The following is a 15,636-nucleotide window of genomic DNA, read 5'->3' on the forward strand; positions in this document are numbered from 1 at the left end:
CATGATCGGAGGCACCGCACACGGTCGCTACTCTTGACGGCATGACGTCGCACAAGACCACCCAGACGATGAAGCCCGCGACCGCGGCGAAGAAGCTGGGCGTGTACCTCCAGGCCACCCCCGCCGAGTTCCAAGAGGGTGTCGTCTCCCGCGACGAGTTGAACGCGCTGCAGGCCGACCCGCCCGAGTGGCTCCAGGAACTGCGCCGCAACGGCCCGCACCCGCGGCCGGTCGTCGCGAGCAAGCTCGGCATCTCCATCGCCGGCCTCGCTCGCGGCGGCATCACCGACGCCCTCACCACCGAGCAGATCGACGCGCTGAAGGAGGACGGTCCCGAGTGGCTGCGCCAGGAGCGCGCCACCCAGGCCGAGGTCCGGAAGGAAGCGATCCGGATCAAGGAGAAGAACCAGGAGAAGAGCGCCGAGGAGAGCGAGGAGCGCCCCGCGAAGGCGCGCCGACCGCGCTCCTGACCCGCGCTCCGGCGGTCGCCCGGATGTCGGCCGCCGGAGTGGGCCGGCCGGGCGTCGGTTGCGCCCGCCGGCCGCCCCGCAGGCCGGGCCCGGCTCAGCCGGCGTGCCGGGTCAGCCCGGCCTCCGCGAGCAGGTAGGCGGTCATCGGTGCGTAGTCCCGCGCGTCCACCACGTGGTCGTCGAGCGGGACGGTGACCGTGATGGTGCCCTCGGCCTCGCCGAGGAACAGGGCCGGGTCGTTGCAGTCGGCGAACGCGACCGTGGGAATGCCGTGTTGCCCGGCGCGGCCCGCCCAGCCGTGGTCGGCGATGACCAACTCGGGCCCGGGTCGCCCGGTCGCGGCGAGGGCGTCCAGGATCGCGCTCATCGGCTGCGGTGCGTGGGTGTGCCACAGCGTGGCCCCGCGCTCCAGCACCGCCACGTCGCCGAACTGGCGGACGCTGCCGCTGGTTTCGTCGTCGCCCTCGGTGGTGTGCAGCCCGCGGGGGATGTCGAGGATCTCGGCGCCGGCCGCCCGCAGTGCCCGACCGATGGCCTGGTGTACGTCCAGCAGACCGCCGGGGTGGCCGGTCGCGAGCAGCACGCGCAGCCGGCGGGCGGCGGCGTCGCGCAGGACGGCGGCCATGCGGTCGAGCCCGTCCAGGGTCAGCCGGGGGTCGATGGTGTCCTGGCCGGTGCGGTGGTCGGGGTCGGGACGCACACCCGCCCGTTCGACCATCACGGCGAGCACGTCCTCCTCGGTCTTCCAGCGATCACCCAGGTCCAGGCCCAACCAGAAGCGCCGGTTGCCCTTCACCAGTTCCGCATAGTGTCGAAGGTTGACCTCACGGGGCGTGGCCACCCGGCCGGCGATGCGGGTGCTCGCCAGGTGCCGAAGCAACTCGTCTCGGGACGGAGGGGTGTTCGGCGTCGTCATGAGGCCATTGTGCCCACCCGCCCGACGGCCGGAGCGCTCGGCCCTTCCCGTTCGCCGACGCGAAATCCCGCCATAAGCCGGCCGATTCGACACGTTCTCCTTTTGTTGTCCACCGTGGAGACTATTGGCGCGGTACGACGACCCACCCGCCTCATCCGCACCGGAGGTGCCGTGAGCACGCCGGCCGCGAACGACCGTAAGACGCATGGTTCGTGTGATGATCTACCCGCCTTTTTTGCAGGAAGGATCGATATGAGCCCCGTAACGGTGGAGATCCGCGACGCCGGTCCGCTCGACGTCGAGGTGGAAGAGGAACTGGTCGAGTTCGAGGACGAGTCGAACCCGGACCGCCGGATCGAGGCGTGTCTGCCCGAACCCTGGGTGACCGCGACGACCCGCGTCGGGTGCGACTGGAACGCCTGACCCGAACGGATCGGCCTGACCCACTCCATCGGACAGGCCCGACGAGCCGGACGACTCGATCGTCCGGACGCACCCGGCACGCACGGCCCGATCGGAAACGGCTCGACCCGATCGGGCTCGCGCCCCGGTGCCCACCCGTGGCACCCGCGGCGGCGGCGGATCGAGCAGCGGCAGAAGCAGGAGTGGGCATGGTGCGGTCGATTCCGAACGGATCCGCGCAGGACCTGCGCACCCGGCTGGACGCGCTCGTGGCCGGTCACGACCGCCGCTGCCGCGTGGACGACGTCTGGCTGCATCTGTTCGACCCGCGCATGCCCGCGCTCGACCACGGTTGGAAACTGCACGTCTCGGCCCGCCCCGAGGACTTCCCGCAGACGCTGGACCTGCTGGTCCCGGTCCTGCTGCGCTACCCCTGCCTGGCCAAGTTCGCGGCCGGCACCGCCGTCCTGGAGGAACTCAACGCCGGAGTACGCGACCCCGCCGTGGTCGGCAAGGCGGTCACCGTCTACCCGCGCGAACAGGACGTGGCGGCCCTCGGCCGGGAACTGGCCGACGTCCTGGCCGGTCGCGGCGGCCCGCGCGTGCTCAGCGACCGCCGGGTCCGCCCCGACGCGCCCGTCTACTACCGCTACGGGCCCTTCCGCGCCCTCGGCTCCAGTGCCGCCGAATTGGTGATGACCGGCCCCGACGGACAGCGCTTCCCCGGCCGGGCGGGCATCCGCTACCGCCAACCACCGTGGGCGGCGGACCCGTTCGGCGCCCCCGCACCGGCCCCGGGACGCCCCGCCCGCCTGGTCGGCGGCCGCTACCGGCTCACCACGGGCATCGCCCGCTCCCCGCACGGAGACGTCTATCGCGCGTTGGACACCACGACCGGCGAGCGGGTGGTGGTCAAGCAGGCCAGGGCGTACGCGGGCGAGGACGGCGACGGGGTGGACGCCCGGGGCCGGTTGCGGCACGAGCGCGCCGTGTTGGCGACCCTGGCCGATCTCGACGGCGTACCCCGCGTGCTCGACCATCTGCGCCACGGTGAGGACGAATACCTGGTCACCACCGACTGCGGCCCCGAAGACCTGCGCCGCGACGTACACGCGCACGGCCCCTATCCGGGCGACGCGCTGCCCGGGCGCCGGGTGACCGCGCTGGCCCGCCGACTGCTCGCGGTCCTGGACGGAATGCACGCCCGGGGCGTGGTGATGCTCGACCTGAAACCGGCCAACGTGGTGCTCGACACGGACGGCACCTGCCGGCTGGTCGACTTCGGCATCAGCGCGCTGGGCCCACATCGCCCGACGGGCGGCACTCCCGGCTACACCCTCACGACCGGCTCGACCGACGACCCGCCCGACCCGGCGGACGACCTGTACGCGCTGGGCGCGACGCTGCACTACGCGCTGACCGGCATGGACCCGGTGATCGTCGACCCCGACCCGGCCGTCGACCGCGATCGCACCCTGGCCTGCCTGGCCGCCGCGCTGCCGGGCGCCGCGCACCGACCGGTCCGGGCGTTGGTCGCCGGCTTGCTCGACCTCGATCGCGCGCGGCGCATCGACTGCGCCCGGCGCCTGCGGGCCGGCCTGCCCGAACCGCCACGCGGACGCCGGTTGCCGACGCCGCCGCGGATCACCGCCCGCCTCCTGGACGACGTGATCACCCACGCCGTGGCCGACTGCGTACGCGCCGCCGCCGACCTGCCCGCCGGGTCCGGCCCGCGGCCGGGATCGACGCTGGCGCTCTACGCGGGCGCGGCCGGGGTGGGCCTGGAACTGCTGCACCACCTCGACCGGCCGGGCGTGCCGAAAGCGGTCGCCGAGTCGGCCCGGCGCACCGCGGCACACCCCGAATCGGGCGCGCTCTCCGGCGCGTTGTACACCGGTCGGACCGGGGTCGAACTCTTCCTGCGCGGCGCGGCCGTGCTGCCGGGCGGCGACGTCCCGCTGCTGCCGGCCTTCCCATCCGAGCCGCTGCCGTACGACCACACCGGTGACCAGATCGGCGGCGCGGCGGGCGCCGGGACGGGCCATCTGCTGCTTGCCCGGCAGGCGCACCGGGCAGGGCGGGTCGAGCAGGTCGCCAAGCATCTGGCCGCGGCGAACGCCTGCGCCAAGGCACTCCTGGACCGGTGCCACGACCCGGAGCACGCCGAGCTCGACCTGCCACCGGCCTCCTCGCGTGCGGCCTACGCGCACGGCTACGCCCACGGCAGCGCCGGCATCGTGCACTTCCTGCACGCGCTGACCGTCCTGCACGCCCGCCGGGACGCGGACCCCGACCCGGCGCTCGCGCTCGCGGCCCGCGAGGGTCTGGATCGACTCGCCGCCGAGACACCGGGGTTGCTCGCCTCGGCGACTCGCCCGGGCGCCGCCCGGCACTTCGGGTCCTGGTGTCGGGGCCTGGCCGGGATCGGCACCGTGCTGATCGCGGCGGGCTCGCCCGCCCGAGAGCCGGAACTGCTCGAACTCGGCCTGCGCTGCGCGCGGTTGTGCCATGCGCTCGCGCCGAGGATGAGCCTGGTGTCGCAGTGCTGTGGCCTGTCCGGAGTCGGCGAGCTGCTCGTGGACGCCGCGCTCGCCACCGGTGACGACGAATACTGGCGGGCCGCGGAGAACGTGGTGGCACTGATCCTGGCCCGCAGCGGAGGTACGGTGCGCCGCCCGCTGTTCCCGGACAACACGCTCGCCGGCGCCGACCCGGGCTGGGCCACGGGCGGCGCGGGCGTGCTCTCCCTGCTGCGCCGCGTGCGCGACCGGGGCGGCGAGCGCCTCGTCGCACCGCCGCACAGCCTGTGACGGTGCGCCGCGCCGGTCCGACGGAGGCTACCCACCGAGCGGCCGTTGCGCCGCGCGGTTCGGCGCGCGGGGCGCGCGTGGTTCCGGAACCCGTCCGCGCGATATCCGGGGGTTGGCACTACCTGTAGTGGCCGGGTGGCACGCTCGTCCAGGGGGGTCGCCGCCGGACATGCTGAACCCGTCAACCCGCTGGTTCCCCGAGATTGTGCAGGAGTTCGGCTCGTGCGAGAGCAAGCATGGCAGAGGTTTCGTTCTTCCGGTCGGTCGCAGGACGGTCGGCGCAAAGTCGTGCCGGCCGCGATGGTCGTCGGCGTGCTGGCGATGGGTGTCCTGGCACCGCCCGCGGCATCCGCTGCCGCCGGGCCGGACACCGTCCGGCAGAGCCTGAGCGCACTGGTGCGCTCCGACGAGCTGCCCGCCGGGCTGGCGAGCGTCAGCGACCGGGCGGGCCACACCCGCACCTACACCGCGGGGGTGGGCGACCTGGCCACCGGCACGAAGGTGCCCAGGGACGGGCAGGTGCGGATCGGCAGCAACACCAAGGCGTTCACCGCGGTGGTCGTGCTGCAACTGGTCGGCGAAGGCAGGATCGGCCTCGACGACAAGGTCGACACCCACCTGCCGGGCCTGGTGCGCGGGGAGGGCATCGACGGTCGCCGCATCACCGTGCGTCAACTCCTCCAGCAGACCAGCGGACTTCCCAACTACAGCGACCATCTCGGGGAGGAGGTCCGCTACTTCGAACCGCGCGAACTCGTCGACATCGCTCTCCGACACAAGGCCGACTTCGACCCCGGGACGAAGTGGAAATACAGCAACACGAACTACGTACTGGCCGGCCTGATCGTCGAGAAGGTCACCGGCCGACACCTCGCCCAGGAGATGGACCAACGCATCATCAAGCGCATCGGGCTGCGCCACACCTACTTCCCCGCCCCCGGTGACGCGACCATCCGAGAACCCCATCCCAAGGGCTACTACCGGGTCTCGGCCGATGCGCCCCCGACCGACATCACGGAGATCGACCCCTCCTGGGGCTGGGCGGCCGGTCAGCTGATCTCCACCAACTCCGACCTCAACCGGTTCTACACCGCGCTCCTGTCCGGCCGTCTCCTGCCGGCGGCCCAACTCGCCGAGATGCGCACCACCGTCCCCGCCGAGGAAACCTTCGGCCGTGGCGCCCGCTACGGGCTGGGGCTCGTGAGCAAGCCGCTGCCGTGCGGCGGCCTCTACTGGGGCCACGGCGGCAGCTTCCCGGGATACGAGACCCGGGGCGGGGCCACCGACGACGGCCGCGCCGTCAACGTCGCGGTGACCATGCAACTCGACGGCCAGGCAGCCCGGGACCGCGTCGACGCCGTCGTGAACACGGCCCTTTGCCGCTGAACCGCAGCTGACAGGGACCGTCCGGCCGGGTGCGGTGACGCCCCCGGCCGGACGGTCCCTCGTCGTCGACCCACCCCCGACCGCTCAGCCGGCCGTCCGGGCACGCCGATGTGATCTCCGAGTCGTGGTGTGCGCGTCCGGAACAGGGCATACAAGGGGAATCCGTCCATCGGAGAGGCCGAGGAAAGGCGCGGAAGAGGAGAAGGGAGCCGAATGCCGTCGGAAGTCGATCTGACTGCGGCGCTGTCCAGGGTCAAGGAGAGCGAAACCTCGCTGGTCGCCCAGGTTTTGCGCACCACCGTGGCGGCGGTGACCTCCTACGTCGCCGCGCTGTTCCTGGCCGGAGCCGACCCGCAGCCGATCCTGGCCCCGCTCACGGCGCTTCTGGTGGTCCAGGTCACCTCGTACGCGACCTTCACCACCGGCGCCCAGCGGGTGGCCAGCGTCGTCTTCGGGGTCCTGATCGCGGTGCTGTTCAGCGAGGCCGTCGGGCTCAACTGGTGGAGTCTGACCCTGCTGCTGTTGGCCTCGCTCGGCCTGGGGCACCTGATCCGGCTCGGCGACTCGATCAACGAGGTGGCGATCAGCGCGATGATCGTGCTGGGCGTCAGCCAGGTCGCCGACACCGCGTGGGACCGGGTCGCGGAGACCCTGATCGGCGCCGCCGTCGGCATGGTGTTCTCCCTGGTCCTGGCGCCGCCAGTGCACGTGCGGCCCGCGAACGAGGCGGTGATGTCCGCCTTCGACGCGCTGACCCGACTCCTGGACACCATGGCCGGGGAGCTCGACGACGACGTCGACTACCACCGGGCGCACAGCTGGCTGGAGGAGGCCCGCCGGATCGACCGGGACATCGTGCGGGTGGACGCGACGCTGTCCACCGCCGAGGAGGGCACCCGACTCAATCCGCGCGGCCGGCGGGCCACGGTGCGGGTGCTCGCGCTGCGCAGCGGCCTGGACACCGCCGAGATCAGCGCGGTGGCGCTGCGCATGGTGTGCCGGGCGCTGGGCGGGCTGTACGCGCGGGGCGAACGCGGCGAACCGGCGTACACCGAGATCCCGTTGGCCACCGCGCAATCGCTGCGCAGCCTGTTTCGCTCGCTGGCCGCGCTGTTCGCGGCATACGGCCACCTGGTCGTGCTGCACGGCCAGGACCGCCCGGAGGACTCCGCCCTGGCCGAGGAGAGGCTGCGTGAACGGCTGATCGAGGCGGATGCGGATCGCTCGCGGACCGAGGCGATCCTGCTCGCCGACTCGATCGAGAACCCGGACCGCTGGGAGCTGTACGGCACCCTGCTGACCGCGGTCGACAAACTCGTGGACGAGACCCGGCCGGCGGGCACCCCGGGGGACCTGGCGCAGCGGATCGACGAGCGCCGCCGGCGGCTCGCCGAGGAGCGCCGGCTGCGGGCCGCGGTCACCCGCCCCGGCCCGGCGGTGCGTGAGCGCATCCGCCGGGTCGTCGCGCCCAGCGATCGGCTGCTGCGGGTGCCACGCCGGCTGCACCGACACACGCTGCGCCGACGCGGGTGACGGGTCCGGCCCGCCGCCGCACGACGCACCCGGCGCCCGCAGCGCACGCGCGACGCATCCGGTGCGCGCGAGGCCCGGGCGCGCGTCCACGGGTAGCCGACCCGGTCATCGGGTCGGTTGCGGCTTCGGGTTGCCGGTCAGGCCGCTTTCGTAGGCGGCGATCACCAACTGGGCCCGGTCGCGGGCGCCGAGTTTGGTCAGCAGTCGGCTGACGTGGGTCTCGACCGTGCCGATCGTGACGAACAGCTCGGCGGCGATCTCGGCGTTCGAGGAGCCGGTCGCGATCAGGAACCTTGGGTGGTCCGGATGGATGGGTACGCCCGTGGCGTCGTCGAGTCCACGTCCCGACGCTACGCGCACGGGAGCGGCCGGACCTCTGCCCACGGAACCACTCGCGGAATCCACCTCGGGTCGGATGCCCGGACCGGCGTCCCTCCTGCGACAGACCTCTGCCCGGTCTTTCCCCCGCCGGACGCGAACACCTCGCGGTGGCTGCGAGGTTCGACGGACACACCGTCCGCCGACGCCGAGGAGTGGTCCCATCGTGACGAGCCGACACCCGTGCCCGGTAAGCGGCTCCCCCGCTGTCGAGACCGAACGGGTCCGTCCCGCGGCCGGGATGCGCATGGTCGGCCGCTCGCGCGCGACTCGGGCGAGGTGTCGGGCCGCGTCGGTGCGGCGCGGCGCGCTGCCGGTGGCCTACCTGATCGTGGCCGGGACCGTGACGGCCGTTCAGGAGTGGCTGCTCGGCCCTGCGGAGCGCGCCGCGCTGGTCGGCTGGTCCTCGACGAACCCGAGCAACCTGCGCGGCCGGCCGATCGAGGCCCTGGGCACCTCGGCCTTCGTGTTCGAGCCCGGCCCGTGGCCGCAACTCGCGCTCGCCGTGCTCGTGTTGCTTGCCCTGGGCGATCGCTTCGGCAATCTCCGGGCCGCCCTGCTCGTGGCCTTCGGGCATCTGGGCGGCACGCTGCTCGCCCAGGGCATCCCGGCCGGTCGGATCGCCGCCGGCCGGGGCGGAGGCGCGTCGGCCGACATGCCCGACGTCGGGCCGTCGTACCTGGTGTTCTCGGCGCTGGGCGCGGTGGCGCTGTACGGGCGCCGGCGGGTGGCGCGCCGGCTCGCGACGGGGTGCTTGTCGTGCGATCGCCGCACCTGTCGGACGGGATCACCGGGTGGGACGTCACGGCGGTGGGGCACGCGACGGCGTTCCTGACGGGTCTGCTCGTCGGCGGCCGAACGGTGCGCGCCGAGCGGGCCCGACGACGGGCGGGCGGGCACCCCAGGGCCGGCCGGTGCGCGAGGCCCGCACCGGCCGGCCCCGGAGCCGATCTGAGCTCACCCCCGTGCACGAGCTCATGCCGAGCGGTCGAAGGCCGGGTGTCCGGGGCAGGCCCGGCGAACCGCCGTGTGTCCAGCCAAGCAGCCGGGCCGCACGAGCCGCATCCGGTCGGGGGTGGAGGGGCGGATCGAACCGGTGCGGTAGTCGAGCCGGACGGGTCAACCCTCGGAGTAGGCGCATGCGGGCGCCGCGTCGGTCCGTCGTACCCTGTGAGCCCCGAAGCCGAGGACCGGACACCGTGCGGAACAGCCCCGAAGAACAGCTCATCCACACCGTCGTGGCAGCCGGCGAGCCCTTCGGGGTCGCCCTGGCCGGTGCCCGGGGCCTGCGTCGGCACGGCCTGTCGGACCGGGACAGCGACGGCGTCGACGTCGCCCTCGCCGCCCGCGACGCCAGGAAGCTCACCGCCGCCCGCACCGCGATCGTCGCGGCCCTGACCGAGCAGGGCTGCCGCGTCACCGTCGACGGCAGGGCAGGCGGCAAGGCGTTCGTGCGGATGAGCGTGCGGCCGGCCGGGGCCGGGCACGGCACGCCGCTCACCCTGCACGTCGCGCCCCGCACCCACGAGCCCGCCGTCGTGGCCGGCGTCCCGGTGCTGCATCCCGACGACCTCGCCGCGGCCAAGCTGGTCACCCTCGCGCTGCGCTCGGAGGTACGGGACGCCTTCGACGTCTTCGCGCTCGCCGACCACTACGACGTCGACCGGCTGCTCGACCTGGCCCTGGCACACGATCCGGAGCTGCGTGTCGAGGACTTCCTGACCGCGTTCAAGCGCGTCACCGAGCGCGAGGACGTCGAGTTCACCCGCTTCGGCGCGCCGGCCGCGCGGGCAACCGCCGTCCGCGCCTGGTTCCAGGACCGGTTCGCCGAGCTCTCCGCCCGGCACAGCCGCCCGATCGCCGCCGCGCTGGACCCGCGGGTACTGGCCAAGCTGGCGGCCCTGGCGGAGTCGACGGCCCCGGCGGAACGACCGCCCGGCGAGGAACCCGGATGACCCGGGCCGCCGCACCCGCCACGTCGGACGATCAGCGCCGGCCGCCGGGCGTGACCAGACCGGTCTCGTAGGCCAACACCACCGCCTGGGCCCGGCTGGACAGGTTCAACTTGGCCAGCGCACGGTTGAAGTGGGTCTTGACCGTCGACTCGGTGACCACCAGCGTGCCGGCGATCTCGTTGTTGGCCATGCCCCTGCCGACCAGGCGCAGCACCTCCAGTTCCCGCCCGGTCAACGCCGCCAGGTCGGGCGGCACTTCACCGCCGACGGCGGTGTCGGCGAAGGAGACGTAGGTCTCGACCAGCCGCCGGGTGACACTGGGCGCGAACAGCATGTCGCCGGCCATCACCGCGTCGATCGCGGCCAACAACCGCTGCGGGCCGATCTCCTTGAGCAGGAACCCGGACGCCCCGGCGCGCAGCGCGGCGTAGACGTACTCGTCCAGATCGAACGTGGTCAGCACCACGATCCGAGGCGGCGTGCCCTCGGCCGCGGCGAGGATGCGTTCGGTGGCGACCACGCCGCTCACCCCGGGCATCCGGATGTCCATCAGGATCAGCTCGGGACGCAATTTCCCGGCCATGTCGACGGCCTCGGCCCCGTCGGACGCCTCCCCGACCACCTCGATCCCCGGGGCCGCGCGTAACAACGCGGCCAGTCCCGCCCGGATCAAGACCTGGTCGTCGACCACCAATACCTTGGTCACCCCGTCGTTCCTTCCGTCACGTCGGTACAAGGCGGCCTGGACGTCCCCCGCGCTCCCGGCGGGCTCGGCCGGGATCGGCAGGACGAGGGCGACCTCGAATCCCCCTTCGGGTCGCCGTCCCGCAACGAGCGTCCCGCCGTAGAGCTTGGCGCGCTCGGACATGCCGATCAAGCCGTGCCCCGCCACCCCACCGATTGTGCCCGGATCCGGCCCGTGCGGTGCGGCCGTCGGCCCCTCGCCGCCGTCGTCGGTCACGGTGATCCGCAGGTGTCGCGGCCCATATCCCAGCAAAAAGGTCCACCCGGGCGGTACGGGCGCGCTCGAGCACGTTGGTCAGCGCCTCTTGGACGATCCGGTACGCGCACAACTCGATGCCCGGCGACAACGGCCGCTCGATGCCCACCGTCCGGCACGGCACGTCGACCCCAGCCGCCCGGATCCGGCACACCACCTCGTGCAAGCGGGCCGGTCCGGGCGCCGGATCCAGCCGATCGTCGGCGGTCCGCCCACGCGCGGCGCCCGGTGGCGCGCCGTCGGGGCCGAGCGCGTCCTCGCCGTCCGCGCGCGGCAACATCAACATCCGGCGCATCTCGTCCAGCGTCTCGCGTGTGGTCTCGCCTATCGTGCGCAACGCCGCCTCGGCGGTGGGCGGATCGGACGTCAGCACATACTCGGCCAGGCCCGCCTGCACCGAGATCACCGACACGTGGTGGGCGACCACGTCGTGCAACTCGCGTGCGATGCGCACCCGTTCGTCGGTCACCGCGCGCCGGGCCCGCGCTTCCTGCTCGCGGGCCGGCCGGACCGTCAACACCGCCTACTGCGCGTTGCGTTCGCTCAGCCGCCGGGCCGCGAATCCGAACCGGCAGACCCCCGGCGGGATGACCAGGACCTGGGCGACGACGGTGGACATCGAGCCGCCGTCCGCGGCCAGTCCGGCGTACAGCCAGGTCGCGCCCACCGCCGGCACGCACCACGCCAGGACCCGGATCGGGCGGTGCGCGGCGACCGTGTGGGTCGCCATCAGCGCGCCGAGGGAATTCACCACCGGCCAGTAGCCCAGTGCGATGTACCAGACCTGGAGGGTGAGCATGACCGGCAGGACCGGGATCGGGGCACGTCGGCGCAGGACCAGCGGCAGGTTGATCACCACGATCGGCACGAAGCCGAACGCGTCGGTGTCGCGCCGATTCCCGGTGGGATCCTCGCGGGCCGACAGCAGACTGACCACGATGTAGGACAGCGCCAGGATCGTGTCCACCACGATCGGAGGAAGGTTGAAACCCGCCGACTCCACAGCGTTCGCGCCCGCATCGGCGCAGCGTGGCCCGCGATGGGGGATCGGTCGTCGAACCCGCGGCCCACACCTGGCTACCACGCTGGTTGTAGTCGCGCCGGTGCGGATTCGGCCCGGCGGACGCGGGTGGGCCGGCTCGCCCGCCGGGGCACCGCCCGAAGCCGGTGGGCGCGGGTCCGTGGTGGGAGACTGCCAGGCGTTTCCACCACCACCGGGCCCGGGAATGTTCGCCGTGCTCGACCCGGACGCGGACGAGCGACTCGTGCGTCGGCTCCACGACGGCGCGTGGTCGAGGTGACGCACTCCTGGCGCCGACCGACCGCCCCGGCACGGATGTGCAGGGATCGCGCCGCGCTTTGGCAGATGTTGCCGTCGTGGACGCGGCCTGCACAGCATGTACTGAACACCGATCGTCCGTCCCGGACGGGCCGGGCAGTACGCGTGTCGAGGGGTGTGCCGTGGCGGAGGCGTGGTGGGACGTCGAGGACGTCGACGGGCCCGAGGCTGTGGTCGCCCGGCTGGACGGCGTGGACTACCTGGCCGGGGACGGCATCGGCACCGCCGCCTGGCTCGCGCTGCGGATGGGCCGACCGCTGCTGGTCGAGGGCGAACCCGGGGTGGGCAAGACCGCGCTCGCCCAGGCCCTGTCGGACGCGTTTCGCGTACCGCTGTTCCGGCTCCAGTGCTACGAGGGCCTGGACGCCTCGCAGGCGCTCTACGACTGGGACTTCCCACGCCAGATGTTGCACCTGCGGGCGGCCGGCGCGGCGGGTGAGACCGATGCCGCCACTTTGGAGGCGGGGCTTTACGACCGGCGGTACCTGATCGCCCGGCCGGTGTTGCGGGCGATCGAGGCGGCACCGGCGGTGCTGCTCGTGGACGAGGTGGATCGGGCCGACGACGAGTTCGACGCGTTCCTGCTGGAGGTGCTGTCCGATTTCGCGGTGACGGTGCCCGAGTTGGGCCGGATCGCCGCGAAGGTGCCGCCGCTGGTGGTGCTGACCTCCAACCGCACCCGCGAACTGCACGACGCGCTCAAGCGGCGCTGCCTCTACCACTGGCTCGACCACCCCGACCACGCGCACGAGGTGGCGATCGTGCGCCGCCGGCTGCCCGAGGTGAGCGCCCGTCTGGCCGAGGACGTGGTCCGCGCGGTCGGCCGGCTGCGCGGGGCCGACCTGGTCAAGCCGCCCGGTGTGTCCGAGACGCTGGACTGGGCCTGCGCGCTGCTCGTGCTGGGCGTGCGCGACCTGGACCCGGACAGCGCGGCACGCACCCTCGGCGCGGTGCTCAAGCATCGCGAGGACCTGGACGGCATCCGCACGGCCGGGCTCGACCGGCTGCTCGCGGCGGGCGACTGAGATGGCCGGGCACAGCCCCCTCGACGCCGCCACGGTGCGTGCCGCCGCGGCCGCGCCGACGCGCCGAGACGGGGTGGAGACCCTGGTCGCCTTCGCCCGTACCGTGCGGGCCGCCGGCGTCGCGGCCGACCCGGGACGAGTGCAGGTCTTCCTGGCCGCCGCGGCCGAGCTGGGCGTCGACGAACGGGCGGGCACGTACTGGGCGGGCCGGCTCGCGCTGTGCTCCGGCCCGCAGGAGCTGGCCCGCTACGACGCCGCGTTCACCGCGTACTTCGGCTGCGAACAACCGCCGCCGGGCCGCCGCCGGCCCGCCGTGGACACCGAGCGCGCGGTGGGCCTGCCGGGCACCGACCGGGCACCGGAGGCCGGCGAGACCGAGCACGAACCCCGGGTCGCCGCGGCCGACCGCACCGAGATCCTGCGCCGGCGCGACATCGCCGCGCTGGATCCGGCCGCGCGCGCCGAGCTGCGCCGCCTGCTCGCGCTGCTGCGCCCGGCCGCGCCGATGCGCCGCACCCGGCGTCGGCGGCCGGCCCGGCACGGCCGGATCGACCGCATCCGCACGGTGCGCGCGGCGCTGCGGACCGGCGAGGTGGACCGGCTGCGCCACACCGAGCGGGTCGTGCGGCCGCGCCGCCTGGTGCTGCTGCTCGACGTCAGCGGGTCGATGGCCCCGTACGCGGACGCGCTGCTGCGCCTGGGCCACGCCGCGGTTCGCCGGCGTCGCGGTACCGAGGTGTTCACCATCGGCACCCGGCTCACCCGGATCAGCCGCGAACTGGGCCACACCGATCCCAACCGGGCACTGGCCGCCGCGTCCGCCGCGGTGCCCGACTTCAGCGGCGGCACCCGGCTCGGCGACCAGCTGCACGCCTTCCTGGCCGGCTGGGGCCGGCGCGGCGTGGCCCGCGGCGCGGTGGTGGTGATCGCCTCCGACGGGTGGGAACGCGGCGATCCGGACCGGCTCGCGGTGGGCATGGCGCGGCTGCATCGGCTCGCCCATCGGGTGGTCTGGGTCAATCCGCATCGGGCCCGCGAGGGGTATCAACCCCTTGCGGGCGGTATGGCCGCGGCCCTGCCGTACGTTGACGACTTTGTCGCCGGGCACAGCCTGGCGGCGCTGGAGGAATTGTGTGCACTGCTGGTCGACGAGCGACGGACCGGGTGAACGACGATGCGTGAACTGCTCGACCGGCTGGAGGCGTGGTATCGGGACGGGCGCACCTTCGCGCTGGCCACGGTGGTGTCCACGCTGCGCAGCGCCCCGCGCGACGCGGGCGCGGTGATGGCGGTGTCCGCCGACGGTGTGGCGCTGGGCAGCGTGTCGGGCGGGTGCGTCGAGGGCGCGGTGTACGAGTTGGCGCTGGAGGTCATCGCGGAGGGCCGGCCGCGCACCGCCGCCTACGGGATCAGCGACGACGACGCGCTGATGGTGGGTCTGACCTGCGGCGGCACGCTGGAGGTCTACGTCGAGCCGGTCGACCCGGTGCGGTATCCGGAGTTCTTGGAGCTGGTCGCCGCACTGCGCGAGGGTCGGCCGCTCGCGGTCGCCACCGTGGTCGCCACACCCGACGCGGATCGGCTCGGCGCCCGGGTGGTGGTCGGCCCGGACCGAGAGGTCGCCGGCGACGAGGAGAGCGGCCCGTTCGTGCTCGCGCTGCGCGAGCTGCTCGCGGCCGACCGGACCACGCTGGCCCGGGCGGACGGCGAGGCACTGCTCCCGGTCGAGGCGCTGGGCGTGCGCCAGGACGAGATCGTCTTCGTGCGCTCGCACGTGCCGCGCCCGCGCCTGCTGGTCTTCGGCTCCAACGACTACGCGGTGGCGATGGCCCGGATGGGCGCGTTGGCCGGGTTCCGGGTGACCGTGTGCGACGCGCGCCCGGTGTTCGCGACGGCGGAGCGTTTTCCGGACGTCGACGAGCTGGTGGTGGACTGGCCCGACCGTTATCTGGCGGGCACCCGGGTGGACGGGCGCACTGCGGTGTGCGTGCTCACCCACGACCCCAAGTTCGACGTTCCGGTGCTGGTCCGGGCGTTGCGGCTGCCGGTCGCCTACGTCGGCGCGATGGGCAGCCGACGTGCGCACGCGGACCGGCTGATCCGGCTGCGCGAGGCGGGCGTGACCGAGGCCGAGCTGACGCTGCTGCACTCCCCGATCGGCCTGGACCTGGGCGCGCGCACGCCGCAGGAGACCGCGATCGCGGTGCTCGCCGAGATCATCCAGGCCCGACACGGCGGCTCCGCGCGCCCGCTGTCGCTCACCGACGGCCGCATCCACCGCTGAGCACCGGACGGCGGAGTCCCGCAGACTGGGCGCCACGCGGCGGACCACCGCAGGTTGGGCGGCACGCCCCACGGGCCGAGCGCCGCACGGCCGAGCACCACAGGCTGAGCGCCGCACACACGAAGTCGAGCCCCACGC

Annotated in this window: 15 protein-coding genes; 10 read left to right on the forward strand and 5 right to left on the reverse strand. The window is 73.7% G+C overall.

Going from position 1 to position 15,636, the window contains the following annotated elements; genetic code table 11:
* Nucleotides 1-41: 41 nt before the first annotated feature.
* Complete coding sequence (locus A3IC_RS0115015; protein ID WP_020550867.1) at nucleotides 42-470, forward strand: DUF5997 family protein; 429 nt, start codon at nucleotides 42-44, stop codon at nucleotides 468-470.
* Nucleotides 471-564: 94 nt separating this feature from the next.
* Here A3IC_RS0115015 and A3IC_RS0115020 read toward each other — a convergent pair whose 3' ends face one another.
* On the reverse strand, nucleotides 565-1,386 hold the full coding sequence (locus tag A3IC_RS0115020) for a phosphatase (RefSeq protein ID WP_020550868.1): 822 nt from the start codon (nucleotides 1,384-1,386) through the stop codon (nucleotides 565-567).
* A 252-nt stretch (nucleotides 1,387-1,638) separates the two neighbouring features.
* Between A3IC_RS0115020 and A3IC_RS69705 the strand changes: the two genes are divergently transcribed.
* From A3IC_RS69705 to A3IC_RS54580, 4 genes are all read left to right on the forward strand, one after another.
* Nucleotides 1,639-1,809 (forward strand): SflA family class IV lanthipeptide, encoded by a 171-nt coding sequence (locus A3IC_RS69705; RefSeq protein ID WP_169400928.1) that lies wholly within the window; start codon nucleotides 1,639-1,641, stop codon nucleotides 1,807-1,809.
* 188 nt (nucleotides 1,810-1,997) lie between these two features.
* Nucleotides 1,998-4,598 carry a class IV lanthionine synthetase LanL gene (gene lanL / locus A3IC_RS0115030; protein ID WP_040876639.1) on the forward strand — a complete coding sequence of 867 codons (2,601 nt, stop codon included), beginning with the start codon at nucleotides 1,998-2,000 and terminating at the stop codon, nucleotides 4,596-4,598.
* 222 nt (nucleotides 4,599-4,820) lie between these two features.
* Entirely contained in the window at nucleotides 4,821-5,984 is a 1,164-nt protein-coding gene (locus A3IC_RS0115035) for a serine hydrolase domain-containing protein (RefSeq protein WP_026218278.1), read from the forward strand.
* Nucleotides 5,985-6,197: 213 nt separating this feature from the next.
* Nucleotides 6,198-7,517, forward strand: a complete 1,320-nt coding sequence (locus A3IC_RS54580) for an FUSC family protein (protein WP_020550872.1) — start codon at nucleotides 6,198-6,200, stop codon at nucleotides 7,515-7,517.
* 105 nt (nucleotides 7,518-7,622) lie between these two features.
* Here A3IC_RS54580 and A3IC_RS71015 read toward each other — a convergent pair whose 3' ends face one another.
* Complete coding sequence (locus tag A3IC_RS71015) at nucleotides 7,623-7,877, reverse strand: response regulator transcription factor (protein ID WP_020550873.1); 255 nt, start codon at nucleotides 7,875-7,877, stop codon at nucleotides 7,623-7,625.
* 184 nt (nucleotides 7,878-8,061) lie between these two features.
* On the opposite strand from A3IC_RS71015, the gene A3IC_RS0115050 reads away from it, so the two are divergent.
* Both A3IC_RS0115050 and A3IC_RS62320 read left to right on the forward strand, forming a co-directional pair.
* A complete protein-coding gene (locus A3IC_RS0115050) occupies nucleotides 8,062-8,730 on the forward strand; it encodes a rhomboid-like protein (protein WP_169400927.1) in 669 nt (222 codons plus the stop codon).
* 364 nt (nucleotides 8,731-9,094) lie between these two features.
* Nucleotides 9,095-9,850, forward strand: a complete 756-nt coding sequence (locus A3IC_RS62320; protein ID WP_020550874.1) for a nucleotidyl transferase AbiEii/AbiGii toxin family protein — start codon at nucleotides 9,095-9,097, stop codon at nucleotides 9,848-9,850.
* Between the two features lie 31 nt (nucleotides 9,851-9,881).
* Here the strand turns inward: A3IC_RS62320 and A3IC_RS69710 are convergent, their stop codons facing one another.
* From A3IC_RS69710 to A3IC_RS71025, 3 genes are read right to left on the reverse strand one after another with little or no spacing between them, the layout of a single operon-like run.
* Nucleotides 9,882-10,556 (reverse strand): response regulator, encoded by a 675-nt coding sequence (locus A3IC_RS69710; protein WP_026218290.1) that lies wholly within the window; start codon nucleotides 10,554-10,556, stop codon nucleotides 9,882-9,884.
* Between the two features lie 16 nt (nucleotides 10,557-10,572).
* A complete protein-coding gene (locus A3IC_RS71020; protein ID WP_245599300.1) occupies nucleotides 10,573-11,367 on the reverse strand; it encodes a sensor histidine kinase in 795 nt (264 codons plus the stop codon).
* Between the two features lie 6 nt (nucleotides 11,368-11,373).
* Entirely contained in the window at nucleotides 11,374-11,820 is a 447-nt protein-coding gene (locus tag A3IC_RS71025; protein ID WP_245599301.1) for a DUF7134 domain-containing protein, read from the reverse strand.
* A gap of 491 nt (nucleotides 11,821-12,311) precedes the next feature.
* Between A3IC_RS71025 and A3IC_RS0115070 the strand changes: the two genes are divergently transcribed.
* Genes A3IC_RS0115070 through A3IC_RS0115080 form a run of 3 tightly spaced genes read left to right on the forward strand, consistent with a single transcriptional unit; the run spans nucleotide 12,312 to nucleotide 15,498 of the window.
* Nucleotides 12,312-13,214, forward strand: a complete 903-nt coding sequence (locus tag A3IC_RS0115070; RefSeq protein WP_020550877.1) for an AAA family ATPase — start codon at nucleotides 12,312-12,314, stop codon at nucleotides 13,212-13,214.
* Nucleotide 13,215: 1 nt separating this feature from the next.
* A complete protein-coding gene (locus A3IC_RS0115075) occupies nucleotides 13,216-14,382 on the forward strand; it encodes a vWA domain-containing protein (RefSeq protein ID WP_020550878.1) in 1,167 nt (388 codons plus the stop codon).
* A 6-nt stretch (nucleotides 14,383-14,388) separates the two neighbouring features.
* Entirely contained in the window at nucleotides 14,389-15,498 is a 1,110-nt protein-coding gene (locus A3IC_RS0115080; RefSeq protein WP_020550879.1) for an XdhC family protein, read from the forward strand.
* Nucleotides 15,499-15,636: the final 138 nt, after the last annotated feature.

It is taken from the genome of Embleya scabrispora DSM 41855 (genome assembly GCF_000372745.1).
Taxonomy (GTDB): Bacteria; Actinomycetota; Actinomycetes; order Streptomycetales; family Streptomycetaceae; genus Embleya; species Embleya scabrispora.

Bases quoted from the DNA above. Each gene is read 5' to 3' on its own strand.
- A3IC_RS0115015 (WP_020550867.1), top strand. From the start codon at position 42: ATGACGTCGCACAAGACCACCCAGACGATGAAGCCCGCGACCGCGGCG.
- A3IC_RS0115020 (WP_020550868.1), bottom strand. From the start codon at position 1,386: ATGACGACGCCGAACACCCCTCCGTCCCGAGACGAGTTGCTTCGGCAC.
- A3IC_RS69705 (WP_169400928.1), top strand. From the start codon at position 1,639: ATGAGCCCCGTAACGGTGGAGATCCGCGACGCCGGTCCGCTCGACGTC.
- lanL (WP_040876639.1), top strand. From the start codon at position 1,998: ATGGTGCGGTCGATTCCGAACGGATCCGCGCAGGACCTGCGCACCCGG.
- A3IC_RS54580 (WP_020550872.1), top strand. From the start codon at position 6,198: ATGCCGTCGGAAGTCGATCTGACTGCGGCGCTGTCCAGGGTCAAGGAG.
- A3IC_RS0115075 (WP_020550878.1), top strand. From the start codon at position 13,216: ATGGCCGGGCACAGCCCCCTCGACGCCGCCACGGTGCGTGCCGCCGCG.
- A3IC_RS0115080 (WP_020550879.1), top strand. From the start codon at position 14,389: ATGCGTGAACTGCTCGACCGGCTGGAGGCGTGGTATCGGGACGGGCGC.